Origin of the sequence: Thermomonas haemolytica (assembly GCF_004346265.1) — a bacterium.
In the GTDB taxonomy this organism is placed as follows: Bacteria; Pseudomonadota; Gammaproteobacteria; order Xanthomonadales; family Xanthomonadaceae; genus Thermomonas; species Thermomonas haemolytica.
On sequence record NZ_SMAP01000001.1, the window covers coordinates 25,179 to 47,514 of the forward strand.

21 protein-coding genes and 1 pseudogene are annotated in these 22,336 nt (G+C 65.1%); 12 read left to right on the plus strand and 10 right to left on the minus strand.

The window, feature by feature from the left end:
- Positions 1 to 35: 35 nt before the first annotated feature.
- From EDC34_RS00125 to EDC34_RS00160, 8 genes are all read right to left on the minus strand, one after another.
- A complete protein-coding gene (locus EDC34_RS00125; protein ID WP_132982815.1) occupies positions 36 to 455 on the minus strand; it encodes a hypothetical protein in 420 nt (139 codons plus the stop codon).
- Between the two features lie 125 nt (positions 456 to 580).
- Positions 581 to 1,246: a methyltransferase family protein gene (locus tag EDC34_RS00130; RefSeq protein ID WP_114958837.1), complete on the minus strand. Its 666-nt coding sequence runs from the start codon at positions 1,244 to 1,246 to the stop codon at positions 581 to 583.
- A gap of 1 nt (position 1,247) precedes the next feature.
- Positions 1,248 to 1,556, minus strand: a complete 309-nt coding sequence (locus tag EDC34_RS00135; protein WP_114958838.1) for a DUF2933 domain-containing protein — start codon at positions 1,554 to 1,556, stop codon at positions 1,248 to 1,250.
- A 118-nt stretch (positions 1,557 to 1,674) separates the two neighbouring features.
- Positions 1,675 to 4,827 carry an efflux RND transporter permease subunit gene (locus EDC34_RS00140; protein WP_114958839.1) on the minus strand — a complete coding sequence of 1,051 codons (3,153 nt, stop codon included), beginning with the start codon at positions 4,825 to 4,827 and terminating at the stop codon, positions 1,675 to 1,677.
- A 1-nt stretch (position 4,828) separates the two neighbouring features.
- Positions 4,829 to 6,358, minus strand: a complete 1,530-nt coding sequence (locus EDC34_RS00145; protein WP_114958840.1) for an efflux RND transporter periplasmic adaptor subunit — start codon at positions 6,356 to 6,358, stop codon at positions 4,829 to 4,831.
- Positions 6,355 to 7,677: a TolC family protein gene (locus tag EDC34_RS00150; RefSeq protein ID WP_240311021.1), complete on the minus strand. Its 1,323-nt coding sequence runs from the start codon at positions 7,675 to 7,677 to the stop codon at positions 6,355 to 6,357. Before EDC34_RS00150 ends, EDC34_RS00145 begins: the two co-directional genes overlap by 4 nt.
- Before the next feature lie 125 nt (positions 7,678 to 7,802).
- Positions 7,803 to 8,222, minus strand: coding sequence for a hypothetical protein (locus EDC34_RS00155; protein WP_114958841.1), 420 nt, complete (start codon positions 8,220 to 8,222; stop codon positions 7,803 to 7,805).
- 131 nt (positions 8,223 to 8,353) lie between these two features.
- Positions 8,354 to 8,980, minus strand: a complete 627-nt coding sequence (locus tag EDC34_RS00160) for a CopD family protein (RefSeq protein WP_240311022.1) — start codon at positions 8,978 to 8,980, stop codon at positions 8,354 to 8,356.
- Between the two features lie 307 nt (positions 8,981 to 9,287).
- Between EDC34_RS00160 and EDC34_RS00170 the strand changes: the two genes are divergently transcribed.
- From EDC34_RS00170 to EDC34_RS00220, 11 genes are all read left to right on the plus strand, one after another.
- Positions 9,288 to 9,716: a CopL family metal-binding regulatory protein gene (locus EDC34_RS00170; RefSeq protein ID WP_114958842.1), complete on the plus strand. Its 429-nt coding sequence runs from the start codon at positions 9,288 to 9,290 to the stop codon at positions 9,714 to 9,716.
- A 112-nt stretch (positions 9,717 to 9,828) separates the two neighbouring features.
- Complete coding sequence (locus tag EDC34_RS00175) at positions 9,829 to 11,718, plus strand: copper resistance system multicopper oxidase (protein WP_114958843.1); 1,890 nt, start codon at positions 9,829 to 9,831, stop codon at positions 11,716 to 11,718.
- Complete coding sequence (locus EDC34_RS00180; RefSeq protein WP_114958844.1) at positions 11,715 to 12,821, plus strand: copper resistance protein B; 1,107 nt, start codon at positions 11,715 to 11,717, stop codon at positions 12,819 to 12,821. Before EDC34_RS00175 ends, EDC34_RS00180 begins: the two co-directional genes overlap by 4 nt.
- A 15-nt stretch (positions 12,822 to 12,836) precedes the next feature.
- The gene (locus tag EDC34_RS00185; protein WP_114959247.1) at positions 12,837 to 13,721 is read left to right on the plus strand and encodes a c-type cytochrome; all 885 of its coding nucleotides are present in this window, start codon (positions 12,837 to 12,839) and stop codon (positions 13,719 to 13,721) included.
- A 17-nt stretch (positions 13,722 to 13,738) separates the two neighbouring features.
- Positions 13,739 to 14,221: a YybH family protein gene (locus EDC34_RS00190; RefSeq protein ID WP_114958845.1), complete on the plus strand. Its 483-nt coding sequence runs from the start codon at positions 13,739 to 13,741 to the stop codon at positions 14,219 to 14,221.
- Positions 14,222 to 14,238: 17 nt separating this feature from the next.
- Positions 14,239 to 14,748 (plus strand): DUF411 domain-containing protein, encoded by a 510-nt coding sequence (locus EDC34_RS00195; RefSeq protein ID WP_114959248.1) that lies wholly within the window; start codon positions 14,239 to 14,241, stop codon positions 14,746 to 14,748.
- A 92-nt stretch (positions 14,749 to 14,840) separates the two neighbouring features.
- Positions 14,841 to 15,239, plus strand: a complete 399-nt coding sequence (locus tag EDC34_RS00200) for a heavy metal-responsive transcriptional regulator (RefSeq protein ID WP_114958846.1) — start codon at positions 14,841 to 14,843, stop codon at positions 15,237 to 15,239.
- Positions 15,236 to 17,851: a heavy metal translocating P-type ATPase gene (locus tag EDC34_RS00205; protein WP_114958847.1), complete on the plus strand. Its 2,616-nt coding sequence runs from the start codon at positions 15,236 to 15,238 to the stop codon at positions 17,849 to 17,851. The genes EDC34_RS00200 and EDC34_RS00205 overlap by 4 nt, the downstream gene beginning before the upstream one ends.
- Before the next feature lie 27 nt (positions 17,852 to 17,878).
- Positions 17,879 to 18,157 carry an EF-hand domain-containing protein gene (locus tag EDC34_RS00210; RefSeq protein ID WP_114958848.1) on the plus strand — a complete coding sequence of 93 codons (279 nt, stop codon included), beginning with the start codon at positions 17,879 to 17,881 and terminating at the stop codon, positions 18,155 to 18,157.
- A gap of 54 nt (positions 18,158 to 18,211) precedes the next feature.
- Complete coding sequence (locus EDC34_RS00215; protein ID WP_114958849.1) at positions 18,212 to 18,766, plus strand: DUF305 domain-containing protein; 555 nt, start codon at positions 18,212 to 18,214, stop codon at positions 18,764 to 18,766.
- Positions 18,767 to 18,776: 10 nt separating this feature from the next.
- Positions 18,777 to 19,145 carry a hypothetical protein gene (locus tag EDC34_RS00220; protein ID WP_132982816.1) on the plus strand — a complete coding sequence of 123 codons (369 nt, stop codon included), beginning with the start codon at positions 18,777 to 18,779 and terminating at the stop codon, positions 19,143 to 19,145.
- Between the two features lie 408 nt (positions 19,146 to 19,553).
- Here the strand turns inward: EDC34_RS00220 and EDC34_RS12510 are convergent.
- Positions 19,554 to 19,640, minus strand: a pseudogene (locus EDC34_RS12510) (hypothetical protein); the annotation flags it as partial.
- A gap of 37 nt (positions 19,641 to 19,677) precedes the next feature.
- Positions 19,678 to 20,118: a MerR family transcriptional regulator gene (locus EDC34_RS00230; protein WP_114958852.1), complete on the minus strand. Its 441-nt coding sequence runs from the start codon at positions 20,116 to 20,118 to the stop codon at positions 19,678 to 19,680.
- 188 nt (positions 20,119 to 20,306) lie between these two features.
- On the opposite strand from EDC34_RS00230, the gene EDC34_RS00235 reads away from it, so the two are divergent.
- Entirely contained in the window at positions 20,307 to 22,277 is a 1,971-nt protein-coding gene (locus tag EDC34_RS00235; protein ID WP_165921003.1) for a cytochrome c/FTR1 family iron permease, read from the plus strand.
- Positions 22,278 to 22,336 lie beyond the last annotated feature (59 nt).

Below are 22,336 nucleotides of genomic sequence, written 5' to 3' on the forward strand. Positions count from 1 at the left end.
CGGACCGCCGCGGATCCTCGTCACTGCGCGCCCGGTCAGGGGCGAACCAGCTCCACCGTGTCGTTGACCTTGGGGCTGCCGGCGATCACCTCAGCCTCCGCGTAGTGACCGTCGAACAGCCCGGTGATGCGCACCTGACCGACGGATTCCCGGCGATAACGTGGCCCGACATCCCGTGGACCGCGATTACGGCGCTTGTGCCGGATCACTTCCAACACCTGTCCGACCTGGGCGCCGTCGGCCTGTCCGACGCAGACGACAAGCGTTTGGTCCTCTTTCTCCAGCACTTGGCCGCGCATCAAGACGTTGTGGCGGAAGCCGCCCTCGTTCGCGAACGCGACACCCGGCGCTGCGAACGAGAAGGCGAGTGCGCCAGCCATCGCCAGCGCGGCGAACCAGCGGTAGGGATTCGTACGTGGGGCTGCGGAACAGGCAACGGGTGTGACCGTATTCATTGAGTGGACTCCTTGGATGGGGCTTGAATGGAAACGACGATCGGGGACAAGAGCCAGAACGGAAGAGACATGCAGGTCGATAACTGGAACGGCCAAACGCTTTTCAGGCAGTTCCTCAACCTGGGTCACCGGGTTCCTCCCGCCGATGGGGCGAGGGCGCGCCGACGTCGCGGAATGAAGGCGGGGATCTCCTGCATGTAGCTGACGTAATCATTGCCGAAACGGCTCAGGCAGTCTTTTTCCTCACGGCGCGCCAGGCGGGCATAGGCCCACACAAGCACCGGATAGCTGGCGAGCGTGAGCAGCGTGGGCCACTGCAGCAGGAAGCCAGTCAACACCAGCACGAAGGCGACGTACTGCGGGTGGCGCATGCGGGCATACACGCCCTCTCGAGCTATCCGGCCCTCGCGCTGTGCCCGATACAGCACGGGCCAGGAAGCCGACAGCAGCCAGAAGCCACCGCCGATCAGGAAGAGGCTCGCGACGTGGAATGGACCAAAATGCGGGTTGGCGCGCCAGCCGAACCACATCTCGAACAGGTGGCCCGCGTCGTGACTGAGCCAATTGACCTGCGGATAGTTGGCGCTGAGCCAGCCGCCCAGAACGTAGAGCGTCAGCGGGAAGCCATACATTTCCGCAAACAGCGCCACGATGAAGGCGGAGAACATTCCGAACCCCCGCCAGTCCCACCGGGTCAACGGCTTGTAGAAGCTCCAGGCGAAGAAGATGAAGAACGCGGCGTTGACGGCCGCAAGGAGCCAGAGGCCATAGCCATCTTCAGATGCATGCATGTCAGTGTCCTCTGTGTGAGGTGTCGGACCTTTCGTCAGTCATTGCAGGCTTGCCACGGGTGTCGGGGCTGCCATTGGGTGTGTCGTCGGCATTGCCGCCGCGCCCGTGACCTCCATGCCCGCCATGTCCTTTGTGCATGAACATGTGCATGAACGGGCACAGCAGCAGGATGGCCAGCGGCAACCAGCGGAGCGTTCCCGCAAGGTGGGCGCGGTGCTCGAAGCCGAGATAGAACAAGGCCAGCACCAAGAACATCCAGAAGACCCAACGTCGGGACCCGGTCGCGTTTTGTGTAGGTTTGGCAGTCATGACGATCCCCTCGGGAAGCGGCGATGGATCACATTCCTCCGGACGCGCCGCGGACGACCGGAAGAACGGCTCCGCGCGTGCGCGAACCGCCCTGGATCAGGTGCGTGGAAAGTGGGCATCACGGCCCGTCCACGGGCAGTGCGGCGGGTGCCGGCGGCTTCCTGGCCAGTTGCCGCTGCTTGATCAGCGAGTACAGCGCCGGAATCACCGCCAACGTCAGGATGGTCGACGAGACCATCCCGCCCACCATCGGTGCGGCGATGCGGCGCATGACCTCGGAGCCGGTGCCGCTGCTCCACATGATCGGCAGCAAGCCGGCCATGATCGCGACCACGGTCATCATCTTCGGGCGCACGCGGTCGACCGCGCCTTCAATGATCGCTTCGCGCAGGTCCCGTGCATCCAGCGGGCGGCCTTCGGCCTGCCGCTGCGCGGCGCGCGCCTCCAGTGCGTGGTTGAGGTAGATCAGCATCACCACGCCGGTTTCCGCGGCGACGCCGGCCAATGCAATGAAGCCCACGATAACCGCGACGCTGGTGTTGTAGTCGAGCAGCCACATCAGCCAGATACCGCCGACCAGGGCGAACGGCACCGACAGCATCACGATCAGCGACTCGGTGACGCGACGGAAGTTGAGGTACAGCAGCAGGAAAATCTGCGCCAGCGTCACCGGAATGACGACCCGCATTTTTTCGGCGGCGCGTTGCATGTACTCGTATTGACCGCTCCAGGTCACGTAGTAGCCCGATGGGAACTGCACCTGTCGAGTGACCGCTTCCTGCGCCGCCTTCACGTAGCGGCCGAGGTCGCTTTCGCGGGTATCGACATAGATGTATGCGGCCAGCATGGCGTTCTCGGTGCGGATGCTGGGCGCCCCTTTCCTAACCTCGATCTTCGCCAACTCGCCGAGCGGCACCTGCGCACCGCCGGGCACCGGCACCAGCACCTGGGTCCCGATGCGCTGCGGGTCGTCGCGCAGTTCGCGCGGATAGCGCACGATCGCGCTGAAACGCTCGCGGCCCTGCAGGATGGTGGTGACCATCTCGCCACCCAGCGCTGCCGCCACCACGTCCTGCACCTCGCCCAGAGTCACGCCGTACTGGGCCAGGCTGGCCAGGTCGGGGGTGATGTCGAGGTAGTAGGCACCGGTCAGGCGTTCGGCGAAGGCGCTGGTCGTCCCCGGCACCTGCCGTACCACGGCTTCGATCTCGGTGGCCAGGGCCGCCAGCTGATCCAGGTTGTTACCGAAGATCTTGATGCCCACGGGCGTGCGGATGCCGGTGGCCAGCATGTCGGTGCGGGCCTTGATCGGCATCGTCCAGGAGTTGGCGACACCCGGGAACTTCAGCGCCGCGTCCATCTCGGCAATGAGCTTGTCGGTGGTCATGCCGTCGCGCCACTGGTCCTCGGGCTTGAGGTTGATGACGGTTTCGAACATTTCCAGCGGCGCCGGATCGGTGGCGCTCAGGGCGCGCCCCGCCTTGCCGAACACCGATTCCACTTCCGGGAAACCCTTGATGACCCGGTCCTGCTGCTGCAGCAGTTCGGAGGCCTTGGTCACCGACATGCCCGGTAGCGACGCGGGCATGTACAGCAGCGTGCCCTCGTTGAGCGTGGGCATGAACTCGCTTCCCACGCGCGATGCCGGCCACAGGCTGGCGAACAGGACGACCAGCGCGAGCACGATCGTGGCCATGCGATGCCGCAGCACGACGTCGATCACGGGCCGATAGGCCGCCACCAGGAACCGGTTCACCGGATTCTTGTGCTCGGGCACGATCTTGCCGCGCACGAACAGCAGCATGAGCACCGGTACCAGCGTCACCGACAGCAGCGCGCCACCGGCCATGGCGAAGGTCTTGGTGAAGGCCAGCGGCTTGAACAGGCGGCCTTCCTGCGCCTCCAGCGCGAACACGGGAAGGAAGGAGACGGTGATGATCATCAGGCTGAAGAAGAGCGCCGGCCCGACTTCGCGGCAGGCGTCGATGATCAGCTGGGTGCGGCTGCGGGAGCCGTCGCCGCGCTCGATGTGCTTGTGCGCGTTCTCGATCATCACGATCGCCGCGTCGACCATCACGCCGATCGAGATCGCGATGCCGCCCAGGCTCATGATGTTGGAGTTCATGCCCAGCACACGCATCGCGATAACCGCGATCAGCACGCCGACCGGCAGCATGACGATCGCCACCAGCGCGCTGCGCGCATGGAACAGGAACACCAGGCACACCAGCGCGACGATCAGGCTCTCCTCGAGCAGGGTCGTGCGCAGGGTCTTGATCGCACGCACGATGAGGTCGGAGCGGTCGTAGACCGCCTGCACGCTGACGCCCTCCGGCAGTCCACTCGCAAGCTGGGCGATCTTGTCCTTCACCCCGTCGATCACGGCTAGGGCATTCTCGCCGAATCGCGCAATCACGATCCCGCCCACCACGTCACCTTTGCCGTCCAGATCGGCGATCCCGCGGCGCTCATCGGGCACAAGCTCGACCCGGGCAACATCGCCGATCAGCACCGGTGCGCCGCCTTCGGCGCGCAGCACCAGGTTCTCGATGTCCTCGATGCCGCGCAGGTAGCCACGGCCCCGCACCATGTACTCCGTCTCGGCCATTTCGATCACACGGCCGCCAACGTCGCGGTTGCTTGCAGCGATCACCTCGGACACCCGCGAAATCGGGATGTCGAACGCGCGCAGCCGCACCGGATCGACTGTGATCGAGTACTGGCGCACGAAGCCACCGACGCTGGCGACCTCGGCCACCCCGGGCGCGGTGGTCAGCTGGTAGCGCAGATACCAGTCCTGCATCGCGCGCAGTTCGTCCAGCGAGTGGCGGTCACTCTTGAGGACGTACTGATAGACCCAACCCACGCCGGTGGCGTCAGGGCCCAGTGCGGGTGCCACGCCGGGCGGCAGGTTCTTCGACGCGACGTTGAGGTTTTCGAGCACGCGTGAGCGCGCCCAGTAGAGATCGGTGCCTTCCTCGAAGATGACGTAGATGAAGGAGGCGCCGAAGAACGAGAAGCCGCGGACGACTCGCGATTTCGGAACTGCAAGCAGGGCGCTGGTCAGCGGATAGGTGACCTGATCCTCGACCACCTGGGGCGCCTGCCCTGGGTACTCGGTGAACACGATCACCTGTACGTCCGAGAGGTCCGGCTGGGCGTCCAGCGGCGTGTTCGTCAGCGCGTAGATGCCCCCGGCGACGATCGCCAGCGCCATCACCAGCACCAGGAAGACGTTGCGTACCGACCATTCAATGAGACGGCCAAGCATGTCAGTGCCCCTCGTGCCCGGTGGGGGAAGTAGGTGCGGCGTGGTCGCTCATCATCCCGTGGCTGCCATGGCCGTCTTGACCGGCAGGTGCGTCAAGGGCGCTGGCGGGAGCCGGCGCATCCGCCGGCGCCGCAGGCATGGCATGGCCGGCATGTGGGTCAGCCGCCTCCTCGCTGTGCCCGGCGTGCGGATCCGCTGCCTCGGCACCATGGCCGGCGTGCGGGTCGGCGGAGCCATCGCCTGACTGTTCGCGCTGCGGATCTTCACTGGTGCCGGAGGGCGACCCGTGTCCTGCGTGACCCTCAAGCCCCTTGAGTGCCGACTGCAGGTTGCTTTCGGCGTCGATCAGGAAGTTGGCGGACACCACGACCTGTTCGCCTTCAGACAACCCGTCGAGGATCTCGATGCGCTCGCCGCCGCGACGACCCAGGGTCACGTCGCGCGGTGCAAAACGGCCCGCGCCGGTCTCAACCAGCACCATCTGGCGCGTGCCGCTGTCCAGCACGGCCGAACGCGGAACGGTGAGCACCGGGCCGGTCCCCGGCGCCTCGAGCAGCACCGTCCCGTAGAGCCCGGGCCGCAGGTCGCCGTTGGGATTGGGGAATGCGATGCGCACGTCCACGGTGCGCGTCATTGCATCGATGACGGGCTGCACGAAGGTGACCTTGCCCTTGGCCACCTGGCCTGGCAGGGCTACGGTTTCAAAGCGGGCGGGCTGGCCGATTGCTATGCCCGCGGCCTGCGCCGCCGGCACCTTGGCGACCACCCACACCATCGACAGGTCGGCCAGGCGCAGGATGGTCTCGCCCGCCTCAAACCGGGCGCCCTGGACCACCGGTTTTTCGATCACCACCGCATTTGCCGGCGCGGTGAGGACCAGGGCCTTCTTGCCCATCTGCGCATTGCTGATTTCCCAGTTGCGCAGGCGGGTACGGGCGGCATCGCGTAGGCGGGTCATCGATGCCGCGCTGGCGGGATCGGATCCGGCCAGCCTGCGGGCGGTCTCGTCAGCGAGCCTGTATTCCTGCTGCGCCGCAGCCAACTGCGGGCTGTAGACGGATAGCAGCGGCTGCCCGGCGCGGACTCGCATGCCGGTCTGGTTCGCGTACAGCCGCTCCACCCAGCCTTCGAAGCGCGGGGCAATGACGTACTGTCGGGTCTCGTCGACCTCGACCGTGCCGCTGGTGCGCACGGTGGCGGACAGTGCCCCGCGCGAAACCGCTTCCGTGCGCACGCCCAGCGCCTGCACCTTGTCCGGCGGCAGCACCACCGTGCCCTGCGCCGCCGGCGGCGCGTCGTCGGCATAGACCGGAACGTAGTCCATGCCCATCGGATCCTTCTTCGGCACCGGCGAGGTGTCGGGGAGCCCCATGGGATTTCGGTAATAAAGCACCTTGCGCTCCGCGGCAGGCGCCTCGGCGGATGTAGCTGCGGTCGGCGAATCGTTGGTCGCGCGGCCGGCCATCCAGCCTGTGGTGAGGGCGGCGAGTGCGACGCCGATGGCGAGCGACAGGGTCTGGACACGGGTCATCGGATATCTCCTTCGATGGCGCGCACGGCGGCGGCGCCCAACAGTTCGTCACGCAATGCATCGACCCGTGCGAGATCGGCGCCCTGCCATTCATTGAGTGCTTCCAGCAGCGTCCCGAAGTCGACTTCGCCGACCTGGTAGCTCGCCAGCGCCGACTGCCAGGTGGCGTCGGCCTGCGGCAGCAGCGTGTTCTGGATCAGTTGCCGGCGTTCGCGGGCGCTGGTCCACTGCGACCAGGCGGAAGCGCCTCGCTCCTCGACGGCCCGCAGCGTGGCGTCCCTGCGGGCCAGCGCGGCTTCCTCGAGCAGGCGCGATTCGCGCTCGCGCTCGCGGCGGGCGCGCTGCTGGAACGGGATCTCCACCTCGAGCATCAGCTCGGTACTCTGGATGCCGTTGCCCAGCTGCATCGCACCCACGCCGACGGTGATGTCGGGAAAGCGGTTGCGACGCTGCAACACCACATTCGTGCGCGCGGCCTCGGCGCGGGCCTGCTGCGAACGGACCGCGGGGTGCGTGTCGGCGGCGTCCAGAGCCTCGGCAAGCGAAGCGCTGCGGACGGCAAGGCGCGGCGCCTCGTCGGGAGCCGCCAGCGGTGCATCGGAACGGCGCCCCAGCACCGCGTTCAAGGTGGCGGCCGCCTCCTGCTTGGCGGCGAGGCGTTCGATCCGCTCGCGCTGCAGGCTGGTCTGCTCGACCTGGGCGCGGATGGCATCCTGCTGTGGCGCGCGGCCAAGGGCGTAGCGCACTCCCGCGATCTCTTCGACCTGGCGGAGCAGGGCGATGCGGCGATCGAGCACGGCTACCGCTTGATCGGCATGCCAATAACGTGCGTAGGCCGCCTCGGCGTCGGACAGCAGGTCGCGCGCCGCGGTGATGCGATCGAGCCCGATCGCGACCGCGTTCTGGCTGGCCGCAGTCCGCGCCAGGTCGCGCTTGCCCCAGAGCGGGAAGCGCTGGCGCAGCGCGTAGTTGACCTCACGCTCGGCACCGACAGTGCGCCAGGGTTTGTCCGGATCGAGGCCGCGAAATCCCACTGAGGCCATTGGGTCGGGCAGGGCGCCCGCCGGCAGGATCCGCGCTTCGGCAGCCTGGGTTTCCAAGCCCATGGCCCGAAGCTCGGGGTTGTGTTCGAGCACCCAGGTCCGGATCGACTCGAGACTGTGTCCCGGGATGGGCTCGGTTGCGGTCACCGGCAGCGCCAGCGCCCACAAGGCGCCGGCGAGCACGCAGGCGAGCAGGCGCCGCCGCGGTGGCCGCTGGCAGGACAGCGGGTGGCAGTGCAGGCGGCTGGCCTGCCACAGGTAGAACGGAGATGCCATATCAGTGTCCTTGGGCCGACGCGACGCAGTCGCTCGGCCGGGGCAGGAACACATGCCGTGACGCGCACGGCACGAACGCACAGCACTGCACCGCACAGGCGTGCGGCGCAGTCAGCGTTCGGGCATCAGATCAGCAGGAGGGCCGCGGGATGCGCGGTGGGTCGGTGCCAGGCAGGCGTGGGTGGCGAATCGACCCATGTGGACGTAACCCCGGGGCCACCGTCCGCGACTTCCGCGACCGCGAACCAGGAGAACCACACGCCGACAAGCAGCGGCGGAACCGGCGGGATGCGTCCGCTGTCTGCCGAGAGGTCGCCTTCGCTGCAGTGCGCGGTACACAGTGCCTCGTCAGCCGAGGGAAGCTCGGCGCCACAACCGTGACCGTGGTCGTGGTGGGTGTCCGCGTCGGCCGCGACTGCGGCGGTTGTGACCTTGAGATCCAGACAGCCGCCATGACCGGCCAGTGCGAACTGGGACCAGAGCAACGCCACCATCGCGAGGAGGGCAGTGCGCTTGAACCAGTTCCGATGGCGAAGGCGGATCATGGTCGGAGCTTACTCTTTTTCTGATCCGGTGAAACTGATCCAGATCAATTTCTGGTCAAGCACGGAGACGGCGGGGGAGTTCGTGCCGATGCTCGGCGGGGAGGAACCATCAAGACTATGCGCCATCGCGCTCAGGCAGCCGCGGGGCTGAGCGTTCCCAGCACCGAAACGACGATCAAGATCAGGATGGCCAGTGTGGCCTCAGCCGCGACACTCTGCCGCAGGGCCCGCACTTCCTGCACAGGATCGCCGCTGGCCAGGGCGCGTCCCAGACGCGGCACCAGCGTCCAGCGGTGCAATGCACCCAGGCCCAGCATTCCTCCGAACAGGGCAAGCTTCACCAGCAGCAGGTTCCCGTACGTGCTCTGGAGCAGTGTCGACAACGACCATGCGGTGAGATCACCGTAGTGCGCGATGCCAGACACGATGAGCGCAGCAACGAAGATCGTGCCGAGCGTCGAGAATCCGTGCAGAAGATCATGCGTCGCTCGAAGGCGCCTACTGCCGGAGACCGCCTCCCTGCGCAGGAGCAGGCCCAGGAACACCAGTACCGCGGCAACCCAGCCGCCTGCCGCGAGCAGGTGGACCAGGCCCGCAGCAAGCCGCAGCGCACCGGACGCGCCTTCACCGGCGGCGGCGTGGCCGTTCCATGCCAGCGTAGCAAGTGCGCCGCCCGCCAGCATTGCCAGCCGCGGAAAGGCGGACTCCACCTTTCCGCGGCGGCGCTGCCATCCGAGCACGACGAGCGAGGCAAACACGAGCCCCAACTCAAGACCGCGAAGCGGTTGGCGGAGGTGCTGGGGATTCCTCCCGCGTTCCTCTACACCGAAGACGATTTATTGGCCGCGCTGTTACTACGTTGGAATGAGTTGTCCCTCCGCCAGAAGAAGGACCTTCTCAAACAGGTCGAGGGTGTGGAACTTTCCAAGTCGAAGCGGGGTCGTCTTCCCGGCAAGTAGCTTCATTGGGCCGTGGGTGTTGAACCCTTTACCATAGTCCAGAGATAGGCTCGTGCTATTCATGATTCCTTTACCCCTGAGCACGCTCGCGAGTTAAAGTAAGGCCATGTCCACCCGCGCCATCCTGTTGCGTCTGTTGCTGTGCGTTGCCTTGGTATTCAACGGGGCAGCCTCGGCCATGGCGTCTGTGCAGATGATGCAGATGCACGCGGATGGGCATGAAGCCGCAAGTACTCCGGTCGCGCCTATGGCGAGTGCCGAGTCCGAGATGCCATGCCACCACGACGGGCAGCCCGCGCATTCGCAGGATGCGGCCGATGCGGCAACGGCTACCAAGGACAAGCAACCCGGCCAGTCACCCGATTGCTGCAAGTCGAGCACCTGTACCTGTGCATGCGTGCATCAGGCGGCCGCCATGGTGCCGGTGATGGCCTTCCAGGGCACCGCCCTGCTGCATGTCGGTAGCGTGCGATCGATGGCCTTGGGCCATGCAACACCACCGTTGCCCCATCTGATCCGACCTCCCATCGGCTAAGTGTCCTTTGGCGCCCCGGGCGCCGGTTCGCTTGCGCGCGTCGCCGTTCGACGTGCTTTGCAGGCAGTGGTCCAGCGCTTGTGCTGGCCTATGACACTTTGATGGAGTTCACATGTCTTCCGATGCTTTCGGCCGCAATGCCGACGGGTTGTTCAAACCGTCGCGGCGGCGATTCGTGCAGGGGTTGGCCGCGGGTGGTGCTGTGGCCAGCCTGGGTCTCTGGCCCAAACTCAGTTGGGCGCTCAAAGGCCCCGGTAATCCGAATGTCCTGTCGGGTACCGAGTTCGACCTGACCATCGGCGAGACGCCGATGAATTTCACCGGGCGCACGCGTCCAGCAGTCACCGTCAATGGCTCGATTCCAGCACCGCTGCTGCGCTGGCGCGAGGGTACGACGGTCAACCTGCGTGTCTCCAATGCGCTGCCGGAAGGCTCGATCTTTGGCCATGAAACCTCGATCCATTGGCACGGCATCCTGCTGCCGGCCAACATGGACGGTGTGCCTGGGCTGAGCTTTGACGGCATCCACCGGGGCGAGGCCTACCACTATCGGTTTAAGGTGAATCAGGGCGGTACGTACTGGTACCACAGCCATTCGGGATTCCAGGAACAGGCCGGGCTCTACGGCCCGCTCATCATCGATCCCATCGAACCTGAACCGTTCGCCTACGACCGCGACTACGTGGTGATGCTGTCCGACTGGACCGACATGGACCCCACACGGCTGTTCGCGCGGCTGAAGAAGATGTCGATGTACGACAACTACTACATGCGCACGGTCGGGGATTTTCTGCGTGATGCTGAGCGAAATGGTCTTGCGACCACGATCGACGACCGCAAGATGTGGGGACAGATGCGCATGTCGCCGACCGACCTGTCGGACGTCAATGCGAACACCTACACCTACCTGATGAATGGCGAGACCTCGCTGAGCAACTGGACCGGCCTGTTCCGCTCCGGCGAGAAGATCCGCTTGCGCTTCATCAACGGTTCGGCGATGACGCATTTCGACGTGCGGATACCCGGCCTGAAGATGACCGTAGTGGCCGCCGATGGCCAGTACGTGCATCCAGTCACCATCGACGAGTTCCGCATCGCCACTGCCGAAACCTTCGACGTGATCGTCGAGCCGTCGGGGCAGGATGCCTTCACGATTTTCGCGCAGGACATGGGCCGCACCGGTTTCGTCGCCGGCACGCTGGCCGTGCGCGAAGGGCTTCGTGCGCCGATTCCGCCGATCGATCCTCGTCCGCTGCTGACCATGCAGGACATGGGCATGGATCACGGAAGCATGGGTGGCATGGACATGTCCGGCGGCAAGGGCATGGAAATGAGCTGTGGCGCCAACATGGGCATGGCCGGCATGGATCATGGCGCGATGGCGCAGACGTCGAAGCCGGCCGATGCCGATCCGCATGCAGGTCACGACATGGCGACCATGAAAGATGGCTCGATGGCCGGCATGGATTCCGGGAGCACGGTCACGCACCCGGCCAGCGAAACGCGCAATCCGCTGGTCGACAACCAGGCCATGGTGGTCAGTTCACGGCTTGATGATCCGGGCATCGGCCTGCGCGACAACGGACGCAAGGTCTTGAGCTATTCGATGCTCAAGAGTGCCTTCGACGATCCAGACGGGCGCGATCCTGGCCGCGACATCGAACTGCACCTCACCGGTCACATGGAACGCTTCGCCTGGAGCTTCAATGGGCAGAAGTTCTCGGACGTCGAACCGCTGCGACTCAACTACGGCGAACGCATGCGCATCGTGCTGGTGAACGACACGATGATGACGCACCCGATCCACCTGCATGGCATGTGGAGCGACCTCGAGGACGATCAAGGCAACTTCCTCGTACGCAAGCACACCATCGACATGCCGCCCGGCAGCAGACGCAGTTACCGCGTGCGGGCCGACGCGCTCGGCAGCTGGGCCTATCACTGCCATCTGCTCTACCACATGGAAGCGGGAATGATGCGCACCGTGAGGGTCGACGAATGAAGACGATCATGACGCTCGCACCACTCGCTGCTGGCCTGCTGCTGGCCTTGAATGCCGCTGCACAGGATCACTCGCAATACCAGATGCCGATGCCTGCTGCGCAGGATCATTCCCAGCACCAAATGCCGGCGATGCAGGATCACACGCAGCACCAGGTCAAACCGAAAGCCGTACCGAAGGTAAAACCAAAGCCGAAGGCCAAACCCGCCGCCACGCCGAAGACGAAGGCAGCGGTACCCGCCGCACCGATGGATCACGCGGCCATGGGCCACGCGATGCCGGCACAGCAACCGGCTGCCGTGGACCACAGCGCCATGGGACATGACGCCGCCCAACCGGTGCCAATGGATCACGCCGCGATAGGGCATGCCATGCCGCGTCCCGCCGACCAACCCATCACGCCGATTCCGGTACTCACGGATGAAGTTCGTGCAGCGGCCATCCCGCCACCGAATTATCATCCTGTGCACGACAACGACGTGCAGCACTATGTGCTGTTCAACCGCCTCGAAGGCTTCGATACCGACGATGGCACCGGCATGGCATGGGAAGGCCAAGCCTGGGTCGGCACCGATCTCAACAAGCTCTGGCTGCGCAGCGAGGGCGAGCGAGTAGGGGGGCACACCGAAGGCGCGGATCTCGAAGTGCTGTACGGCCGTGCATTCGCCCGCTGGTGGGATGTGGTCGCCGGCGTGCGCCACGACTTCAAACCGGGCGCATCGCAGGACTTCGTTGCGATCGGCGTGCAGGGCCTGGCGCCGTACAAGTTCGAGGTGGAAGCGACCGCGTATCTCGGCCAATCCGGCCAGACCGCTGCGCGCCTGGAGGCCGAATACGAAACGCTGCTGACCAACCGGTTGATCCTGCAGCCGCTGGTTGAAGTCAGTTTCTACGGCAAGAACGACGAACGCCGCGGCATCGGTTCCGGTCTGAGCACCGCCGAGGCCGGTTTACGCCTGCGCTATGAGTTCACCCGGCAATTCGCGCCGTACATCGGCGTGGTTCATGAACGCGCCTTCGGTCGCACTGCAGATTTTCGTCGCGCGGCGGACGAAGGCGTCAACGACACCCGCTTCGTGGCGGGGATCCGGATCTGGTTCTGATTGGGGGAGACCATCATGCCGTTCGTTACCCGAAAGTCCCTGCTCACACTGAGCATCCTGTCCGGCGTCGCCCTCGCGGCGGCAGCCGGTTTTGTCTGGTCCGGTATTTACAACATCGGCGCGGACGACACCCACACCCGACCCGTGTACTCGACGCTGCAAGCCCTGCGCGAACGCTCCATCGAGGTACGGGCGAACAAGTTGCAAGTGCCCGCCGATCTCGACGACCCGGCGCGCATCCGTCAGGGGGCTGGCAACTACAACGCCATGTGCACCGGCTGCCACCTCGGCCCGGGCATGCAAGACACCGAACTGAGCATGGGCCTGTATCCGGCACCGCCGAATCTGAGTAAGGAAACGGTCGACGCCGACACTGCGTTCTGGGTGATTAAGCACGGCATCAAGGCCTCAGGCATGCCGGCCTGGGGCAAGAGCATGGACGACGAATACATCTGGAACATGGCGGCGTTCCTGCAGGCACTGCCCAAGCTCACACCCGAGCAATATCAGGCGCTCGTCGCCAGCAGCGGTGGTCATTCGCACGGTGGCGGTGAGTCCGAGGGCCACGCGCATGCCGAGGGCGGCGAGGACCATCACGACGAGGGCGACGCGCACGCGCACACCGAAGGAGAGGAGCACAACGCGATGGCGGGCATGCAGATGGATGCGCCCAAGCCGCACTCGCACCCTTCGGGCACACCGCCGCACGTCGATGCGCCGAAGGACACGAAGGCACCGTCCGGTGAAGTGCACATCCATGCCGACGGCAAGAAGCACGTCCACGACGCAAAACCCACGGCCACGCCTGCCACTGCGAAGCCGACCACCGCCGACCCGCATGCCGGCATGGACATGCCCGAAACAGAACCGGCCAGCGATGGCCACGATCACCAACACTGACCGGAGCCGCGAATCCCATGATCCATCGAATTGTTTTCCTCGCCTTGCTGGTGCTTCCATTTGCATCGCAAGCACATGACCCTGCGCAGCATGCGAAGACCAACGTACCTGCCATCGCCGCCGAGGCGAAGCCTGCGGTTGTGGCCGTGGATGCCTTCTCAAGCGCATTGCAGGCCGGTGATCTGAAGCGTGCTGGCACCTGGTTGGCCGACGATGTACTGATCCTAGAAAGCGGCGGTGCCGAGCACTCGAAAGCCGAATACATGGGCGGGCATGCAACGCACGACGCCGAGTTCCTGAAAGGCGCGCATGTGCAGTTGAAGCAACGCACGGCCAAAGTGGCGGGCGAGTTGGCGTGGGTTGGCACCGAAAGTGAACTGCACACCAGCAAGGACGGCAAGCCGGTGACCACGCTGAGCACCGAAACCATGGTGCTCAAGCGCGGTAAGGACGGCTGGCGCATTGTCCATATCCATTGGTCCTCGCGGGCGAAGCGATGAGGAGGAAGACCATGTCGATGCATGCTGCAACGGCCGTGTTGGTGCTGGGCGCTGTCGTATCGCTGGGCGCCTGCGCCAAACAGGCGCCAGCACCAGAACGCGCTGCCGAGGTCACAGCCGAAGTGGCACCAGTGCCCGCACCAACGCAAGCGCTGCCGCTCGTTGTCGTTCACAAGAGCCCGAGTTGCGGCTGCTGCGGCCTGTGGGTGGACCACATGCGCCAAGCCGGATTCCAGGTCGAGGTACGCGACGAGGACAACGTCAATCCGGTGAAGGAACGCGTGGGCGTGCCGTATGGCAAGGGGTCTTGCCATACCGCCGAGGTGGGAGGCTATTTCATTGAAGGCCACGTGCCGGCCGCGGACGTGAAGCGCCTGTTGGCCGAAAAACCCGACGCTAAGGGACTGGTGCTGCCCGGCATGCCAATGGGATCGCCCGGTATGGAGATGCCGGACGGGCATTCGGAGCCGTACACCGTCGAACTGGTGCGTCGGGACGGCACGACAGCGGCCTTTGCAGCGCACTGAACGTACATGGATGGCCGCATGCAGCAGGGCTTGACTCTGGACTTTACTCAAGGGTGGAGACTGGCGGCATTCCAGACGCAAGAGGTCCCTCAATGAAGATCGGTGAACTCGCCCAACGCACCGGTGTCCCCATCGACACCGTGCGCTACTACGAACGGCAAGGACTGCTGCCGGAGCCGGAACGTCAACCGTCCGGCTACCGTCGGTACCAGAGCGCCGATGTCTTGCGCCTGCGTTTCGTGCGTCGCGCGAAGGCACTGGGTTTCACCTTGGAAGAGATTCGCGAACTGCTCGCACTCTCCAGCCATCGCGAGAACGACATGGGCAGCCTCAAGGCAGCCGCCGAGCAGAAGCTGGCGGGCGTCGAGGCCAAGCTGGCGGAACTCACGAGGATTCGCGACGGATTGCGGACGCTGATCAAGGCATGTCCCGGGCATGGGGCATTGGGCGCTTGCCCGATCCTGCACGCACTCAACGAGGACGCCGCATGAACACGCACACGCATTCCGATCACGACGCGCATGGGCAGGGCAGTTGCTGTGCGAACAAGAAGCCGGCACCAGCATCCGACAACACCGTGATCGATCCGGTCTGCGGCATGCAGGTTGATCCCAACACGACATCGCATCACGTCAGTCATGCCGGCACCGACTACCACTTCTGCTCGGCACGCTGCAGGGAAAAATTCGTGACCGACCCCGAGCGTTACACGACGACCTCGGCCAAAGGGGAAGGGAAGGGCAGTTGCTGTGCGACCAAGGTACCGACATCCGATAGCGCCGTGATCGACCCGGTCTGTGGCATGCAGGTCGATCCCGACACCACGCCGCATCACGCCAGCCACGCCGGCACCGACTACCACTTCTGTTCGGCACGCTGCCAAGCGAAATTCGTTTCCGACCCGCCGCGCTATCTCACGCCCAAGGCCGAGACGGCGCCCGCCGCGCCGGCGGGCACGATCTACACCTGTCCCATGCACCCGGAAATCCGCCAGGAAGGACCGGGGACGTGCCCGATCTGCGGCATGGCGCTGGAGCCGGAAATGCCCAGCCTGGAGGACGAGGACAACCCGGAACTGCGCGACTTCTCGCATCGCTTCTGGTGGACGTTGCCGCTGACCGTCGTGGTCTTCCTGCTGGCGATGTTGGGCGACCGGCTGACGTTCCTGAGCATGGGTGCCCGCACCTGGCTGGAACTCGCGTTGAGCACGCCGGTCGTGCTCTGGGCCGGCTGGCCGTTCTTCGAGCGTTGCGTGCAATCGATCCGCAACCGCAGCCCGAACATGTTCACGCTGATCGGGATTGGCGTTGCATCAGCCTTCGGCTATAGCGTGGTGGCCACTGTGGCACCGGATCTATTCCCGGATTCGTTCCGTGAGCATGGCCGGGTCGGCGTCTATTTCGAGGCCGCCGCGGTCATCGTGTCATTGACTCTGTTGGGGCAGTTGCTGGAGTTGCGTGCCCGCTCGAAGACTTCGGCGGCGATCAAGGCTTTGCTGGGGCTCGCGCCGAAGACGGCCCGTCGCATCAACGACGATGGCAGCGAAGACGACATCCCGCTCGAACATGTCCACATCGGCTACAAACTGCGCGTGCGCCCCGGCGAAAAAGTGCCGGTCGACGGCGAAGTGCTCGAAGGGCGCTCCTGCGTCGACGAATCGATGCTGACCGGCGAATCGATTCCGGTTGAAAAGACCGCAGGCAGCCGCGTGATCGGCGCCACGATCAATGGCACCGGGAGCCTCGTCATCCGCGCCGACAGGATCGGTTCGGAGACCGTGCTGTCGCAGATCGTGCAGCTCGTCGCCCAGGCGCAGCGCTCGCGTGCACCGATTCAGCGCATGGCCGACAAGGTCGCGTTCTGGTTCGTGCTCGCGGTGTTGGCGATTGCCGTACTCACGTTCTTCGGCTGGGGCCTGTTCGGGCCGGAGCCGTCGTGGACATACGCCGTCCTCAATGCGGTCTCGGTGCTGATCATTGCTTGTCCGTGTGCGCTGGGATTGGCCACGCCGATGTCGATCATGGTCGCCACCGGCCGCGCGGCGCGTGCCGGCGTATTGTTCCGCGACGCCGAGGCGATCGAGCAGTTGCGCAAGATCGATACCTTGATCGTCGACAAGACCGGCACCCTGACCGAAGGTCGCCCGGCGTTTCGCGCGGTCATGGCCGCCGACGGGTTCGAGGACGACACCGTGCTGGGCTTGGCGGCAAGCCTGGAGCAGGGCAGCGAACACCCGCTGGCGAATGCGATCCTGACCGAAGCCAAGCGCCGGAACCTACCGCTGTCGACGACCGATGACTTCGATTCGGTTACCGGCAAAGGCGTGCGCGGGCAGATCGCAGGGCAGAAGCTTGCCCTCGGTAACAAGGCGCTCATGGCCGAGGTGGGCGCCGATGTCGCGCCGCTGCTTGCTCGTGCCGAATCGGCGAGGGGCGAGGGCGCCAGCGTGATGTTCCTCGCCGTGAATGGGCGGTTGGCGGGCGCGGTGTCCGTGGCAGATCCGATCAAGGCCACGACCTTGCCGGCTTTGAACGCATTGCGTGCGGCAGGCCTGCATCTGGTGATGGCTTCGGGCGATGCGCAATCGACCGCCGAGGCGGTGGGTCGCAAACTCGGCATCGAGGACGTGCGAGGCGAGGTGCGTCCGCAGGACAAGGCCGCGCTGGTACAGCAACTCAAGGCGCAAGGGCGACGTGTCGCCATGGCCGGCGATGGTGTGAACGATGCGCCGGCTCTCGCGGCCGCGGATGTCGGCATCGCCATGGGCACTGGCACTGACGTCGCGATGTCCAGCGCTCAGGTCACCTTGGTCAAAGGCGATCTGAGCCGGATCCTGGAGGCGCGGGCGATTTCGGATGCAACGGTCGCCAACATGAAGCAGAACCTCGCCTTCGCCTTCCTCTACAACGCCATCGGCGTGCCGATCGCCGCCGGTGTGTTGTATCCGGTGTTCGGTCTGCTACTCAGCCCGATGATCGCGGCGCTGGCCATGAGCCTGAGTTCTGTTTCGGTCGTCACCAATGCGCTGCGCCTGGCGCGTGTTCCCCTGGGCGCAACGCACGCAGCACCCGCGCTGTCCGCACACGGCGCGTCTTCTCACTAAGACTTTCCCCCCACCTGGAGTAGGTTCATGAACAAATTCGTTTCGCTGGCCGCTGTCGGCCTCCTGTCCCTGTCCGCGGTAGCCGTCGCGGCGGAACCGCAAGCGCATGGAAGCCATGCGGGTCACGCGGCGCCGACTGCAGAAATCACCCCGGCCCAAAAGGAGTTTCGTGCGCTCGACAAGAACCAGGACGGCAAGCTGTCGAAGGCAGAGATGCCGGCCAAACATCCCATGGCCGCGCACTTCGCCATGATGGACACCAACAAGGACGGTGTGTTGTCGGAGGCCGAGTACACCGGCCACTGACGCGCGAATTTCGGCGGCGCGGTTCGTCGCGCCGCCATTCAAGGAGGTTCAATCATGCAAGCGCACTCCAAGCACCAGACGACTCACGACGCCCGGACGAAGGACGGTCACGTCAGCCACACCGGCCACCAGACCAGCGACGGGCACTACGGGCGATTCGCGCTCATGCTGGTGCTGTCATTCGCTTGTATGTACGCGCTCATGTACGCCATGGTTGATCGCTTCGCGAATGTCGTGCCGAATATCAACCAGTTCTACATGGCGGCCCTGATGACCGCACCCATGGCGATCCTGGAGTTGGCGCTGATGGGCGCCATGTACCAGGACAAGCGAAAGAACGCGGTGATCTTTGCTTTGGCTGGCCTCGTTCTGGTCGGTAGTTGGTTTGGGATTCGCGCACAGGCCGGCGTCGATGACCGGCAGTTCCTTAAATCCATGATCCCGCACCATGCAGGCGCAATCCTGATGTGCGAGGAAGCCAGGATTTCAAGCCAAGATATCCAGGCGCTCTGCCGGAACATCATCGAAGGGCAGCAGGCCGAGATCGAGCAGATGAAATCCCTGCTGGATCCGACGCGCGGTCAGCCGCAACCTGCCACCCGGGACTAGAATCCTTTCCATGCCGCGACGCGTGTCCCGCTTGGTGCACTGGTTGGTGATCATCACCCTGATCGCCTCGACACTGGTCGAGCCAGCGCAGGCGGCAAACGAGGCGCTCCAGCAGATCGCGGCAGCGCAAATGGCCGCGGCCATGGCGGACATGCCATGTGGTGATGAGATGGCCCCGTCGCTCGACACGCACGAGATGCCTTGCGATTGCTGCAAGCCTGCCTCTTGCGATCTGACCGCCTGCTTTGGCACCGCCTATCTGCATGCGCTGCCGGATGTCGTGGCATCGGTTCCGCCGCATGCCACCCACGCGACCGGAAACACTCCGACGTATCTCTCGCGATCGCTCGATACGCTCCTGCGACCACCGATCGCTTAACACTCCGTTTTGTGCCATTCCGGACGCTTTTCGTCCGCATGCCGCTGCGTGCGGCATTCACGGAGATATGCCAATGACATTCCCACGACGTTGAGGGCCGGCAGGGATTCATGTAAAAAGCAGCCGTTCGCCTTTTAAGCTCTTGATGTTGCGGTGCTTTTGCTTCTGAGCCTAGTGCTTTGCTGAGGCCACGAAGTGGCCTATTAGCCTCCAAAAAGTCGCCAAAATCATAAGCCGGCAGGTCCCCACTTCCGACCTAGTTCGCCAGGATCCGGCTCGAATAATCGAGCGGCGCGATCTCCCGGCTCAAGTCGAGTGTGTAGTCCCCAAAGCGATTGATGTGACTGGTCCGGTACGGCTGAGTTCCGGAAACAGCACCAGGTCGGCGTGATAGCGATCGCGCGCCTCGGCGATCCGCTCGGCAATGCGCCCTGCGTTGCCGTCGATGTCCCCGACGGGAAAGTCCGCCTGGACCAACGCGATACGCAGGCTCACGGGCAGTTCCCATCAAGGCATCGCATCGCCAGACGCTTCATGCCGACCGCTTCCGACGCACGTCTGTCGTCTTGACCCGCGAGGCAGGCATCGGTTCCCGCAAGGTGGCCAGAATCGAGCACTGGCCCCGTGCGCCTCCGGAGCACGCATTGATCGTGCGGTCCAATTCCCGGGCAATGCGATTGAGCTCGCGGAGCTTGCTGCGGATATCTGTCAGATGCTCGCGGGCAATCGCATCGATCTCGCCGCAGGAGAGCGTGCGGTCGCTTTCCAGCCGTAGCAGGCTGCGGATCTCATCCAGGCTGAAGCCGAGGTCGCGGCTGCGGGTGATGAAACGCAGCCGATCCACTTCGTCATCGCGGTACTCGCGGTAACCGCTGGCGGTTCGGCGCGGTTTGGGCATCAGCCCCACGCGCTCGTAGTAGCGAATGGTTTCCAGATGACAGCCGCTGGATTCGGCCGCTTCGCTGATCTTCATCGACGCCTCTTGACCCTATAGCTGCTACGGACTTTACCCTGTGAGGCCTACGGGGGCTATGGCACACAGAGGGAGGGGCTGTCATGTCGTGGAGTCCTGCCCTTGACTCCGTAGCAGGTACGGGGTGTACGCTCGCTGTTGCAACTGGTTCCCATTCCCGTTTATTGCCCTTCACCTAGGCGCTCCCCGTGACCAACTCCCTCTGTCGTTGCCTGCTGATCGCGTTTTTGGCTTGGCTGTCCTTCCCGGCCTTCGCCGCCGCGCCGTCCGCGGTCAACCCGCGCCAGACCTGGCAACTGCTGGACTACGTGGCCGTCGACTATGGCGCGGCCGTGAAATCCGGCAGTGTCGCGTCCGAGGCCGAGTACGCGGAGATGCGCGAATTTGCGGGGGCGGTGCGAACCCAATTGGCCGCGCTGCCGTCGACGCCCGGCCAGGCCGGCCTGATCGCCCAAGCCGATCAGCTGGTGACCGCTGTCGAGTCCAAGGCCGACGCCAGGCACGTCGCCGATCTGGCGCATCGGCTGGCCGACGGCCTGCTGGCCAACTATCCGGTCGGTGCCGTGCCGGCGACGCCGCCCGATCCGGCCCGGGGGGCACAGCTCTACGCCGCGCAATGCACTGCCTGCCATGGTCCGGCCGGCCACGGCGATGGGCCGGCTGCGGCGAGCCTGGATCCGCCGCCCATTGCCTTCACCGATGCCACCCGCGCCGCCCAGCGCAGTCCCTTCGCCTTGTACGAAGCGATTTCCCAAGGGATCCAGGGAACGGCCATGACCGGCTTCTCGTCCCTGCCGGAAGCCGATCGCTGGGCGCTGGCGTTCTACGTCGGCAGCTTGTCGCATTCGCCGCAGATGCGGGCCGAGGGCGAAGCGCTGTGGCGCGACGCGCCGGCCTGGCACCAGCGCATTCCCACGCTGGAAGCGCTGACCCGCACCAGCGAGGCGGATCTGATCGGCGCCGGCAGCCAGGACACACAGGCGCGGGCCATCATCGCTTACCTGCGCGGGCAGCCGCAGGCCGTCCAGACCGCAGCCTCGGGCGTGGCAGCAGTCCAATCGCTCGCACTGGCTCGGCAACGGATGGCCGAGAGCCTCCGCGCCTATCAGGCGGGCGATGCCGGGCAGGCGAAGACGGCGGCTTTGTCGGCGTACCTGGATGGCGTCGAACCGGTCGAGCCCACACTCGCCGCGCGGGACAACGCGCTGATGCGTGAGCTCGAAACCACCATGGCGCGCTATCGCGATGCCATCGGCCGCCGCGTTCCTGCCTCCGATGCGACAGCGCAGGCGACGCAGGTGAGCGCGCTGTTCGATCGCGCCGAGGCGGTCTTGCAGGATGCGCACACCGATCGCACCACGGCGTTCCTGGGCAGCTTCACCATCCTGCTCCGCGAAGGGATCGAGGCGTTGTTGATCGTGATCGGCATGATCGCCTTCCTGCGCAAGGCCGAACGCCGCGAGGTCCTGCCGGCGGTACACGCCGGTTGGGTCGGGGCGTTGCTGGCGGGTGTGGCGACCTGGGCGATCGCGACCCATCTGGTCGATGTGAGCGGCGCCAACCGTGAGGTCACCGAAGGCGTGTCGGCGTTGTTCGCCGCGGTGGTGCTGCTCAGCGTGGGCATCTGGATGCACCAGAAGAGCCTGGCCGGGCGCTGGCAGCAGTACCTGCATGCCAAGGTCTCGGCCGCGCTGACCCGGCGCTCGGCGGTCTTCCTGTTCCTGGTGGCCTTTGTCGCGGTCTACCGCGAAGTGTTCGAGACGATCCTGTTCTTCATCGCGATGTGGAACCAGGAAAACAGCACCGCGATTCTGGGTGGGCTGGTCGCCGGCAGCGTCGTGTTGGCCGGGGTGGCGTACTGGATGCTGCGCATGAGCAAGCGCCTGCCGATTGGCCAGTTCTTCTCGATCAGTTCGATCCTGATTGCCGTGCTCGCCGTCGTGCTGGTCGGCAAGGGCATCGCGGCGCTGCAGGAAGCCGGCTGGGTCGGTCAGGCGCTGGTCGCCGCGCCGCGCATCGATTGGCTGGGCGTGTACCCCTCCTGGCAATCCCTGCTGGCGCAGTTGGCCGTGGCGGTGATTGCGATCGGTGGTTTTTATTTCAATGCGCGCAACTCGCGTGTGCCCGCGCAAGCCGTCAAGGGAGACCGCGCGCAATGAGCACGTCTTGCAACAGCTGTGATGGCTCGGTGACCACGGCGCAACTTCCTGCGCCTTCA

Excerpts from the sequence above, each read along its gene's own strand:
- EDC34_RS00125 (WP_132982815.1), bottom strand. The coding sequence starts at position 455 with ATGAATACGGTCACACCCGTTGCCTGTTCCGCAGCCCCACGTACGAAT.
- EDC34_RS00130 (WP_114958837.1), bottom strand. The coding sequence starts at position 1,246 with ATGCATGCATCTGAAGATGGCTATGGCCTCTGGCTCCTTGCGGCCGTC.
- EDC34_RS00135 (WP_114958838.1), bottom strand. The coding sequence starts at position 1,556 with ATGACTGCCAAACCTACACAAAACGCGACCGGGTCCCGACGTTGGGTC.
- EDC34_RS00140 (WP_114958839.1), bottom strand. The coding sequence starts at position 4,827 with ATGCTTGGCCGTCTCATTGAATGGTCGGTACGCAACGTCTTCCTGGTG.
- EDC34_RS00145 (WP_114958840.1), bottom strand. The coding sequence starts at position 6,358 with ATGACCCGTGTCCAGACCCTGTCGCTCGCCATCGGCGTCGCACTCGCC.
- EDC34_RS00150 (WP_240311021.1), bottom strand. The coding sequence starts at position 7,677 with ATGGCATCTCCGTTCTACCTGTGGCAGGCCAGCCGCCTGCACTGCCAC.
- EDC34_RS00155 (WP_114958841.1), bottom strand. The coding sequence starts at position 8,222 with ATGATCCGCCTTCGCCATCGGAACTGGTTCAAGCGCACTGCCCTCCTC.
- EDC34_RS00170 (WP_114958842.1), top strand. The coding sequence starts at position 9,288 with ATGTCCACCCGCGCCATCCTGTTGCGTCTGTTGCTGTGCGTTGCCTTG.
- EDC34_RS00175 (WP_114958843.1), top strand. The coding sequence starts at position 9,829 with ATGTCTTCCGATGCTTTCGGCCGCAATGCCGACGGGTTGTTCAAACCG.
- EDC34_RS00180 (WP_114958844.1), top strand. The coding sequence starts at position 11,715 with ATGAAGACGATCATGACGCTCGCACCACTCGCTGCTGGCCTGCTGCTG.
- EDC34_RS00185 (WP_114959247.1), top strand. The coding sequence starts at position 12,837 with ATGCCGTTCGTTACCCGAAAGTCCCTGCTCACACTGAGCATCCTGTCC.
- EDC34_RS00190 (WP_114958845.1), top strand. The coding sequence starts at position 13,739 with ATGATCCATCGAATTGTTTTCCTCGCCTTGCTGGTGCTTCCATTTGCA.
- EDC34_RS00195 (WP_114959248.1), top strand. The coding sequence starts at position 14,239 with ATGCATGCTGCAACGGCCGTGTTGGTGCTGGGCGCTGTCGTATCGCTG.
- EDC34_RS00200 (WP_114958846.1), top strand. The coding sequence starts at position 14,841 with ATGAAGATCGGTGAACTCGCCCAACGCACCGGTGTCCCCATCGACACC.
- EDC34_RS00205 (WP_114958847.1), top strand. The coding sequence starts at position 15,236 with ATGAACACGCACACGCATTCCGATCACGACGCGCATGGGCAGGGCAGT.
- EDC34_RS00210 (WP_114958848.1), top strand. The coding sequence starts at position 17,879 with ATGAACAAATTCGTTTCGCTGGCCGCTGTCGGCCTCCTGTCCCTGTCC.
- EDC34_RS00215 (WP_114958849.1), top strand. The coding sequence starts at position 18,212 with ATGCAAGCGCACTCCAAGCACCAGACGACTCACGACGCCCGGACGAAG.
- EDC34_RS00220 (WP_132982816.1), top strand. The coding sequence starts at position 18,777 with ATGCCGCGACGCGTGTCCCGCTTGGTGCACTGGTTGGTGATCATCACC.
- EDC34_RS00230 (WP_114958852.1), bottom strand. The coding sequence starts at position 20,118 with ATGAAGATCAGCGAAGCGGCCGAATCCAGCGGCTGTCATCTGGAAACC.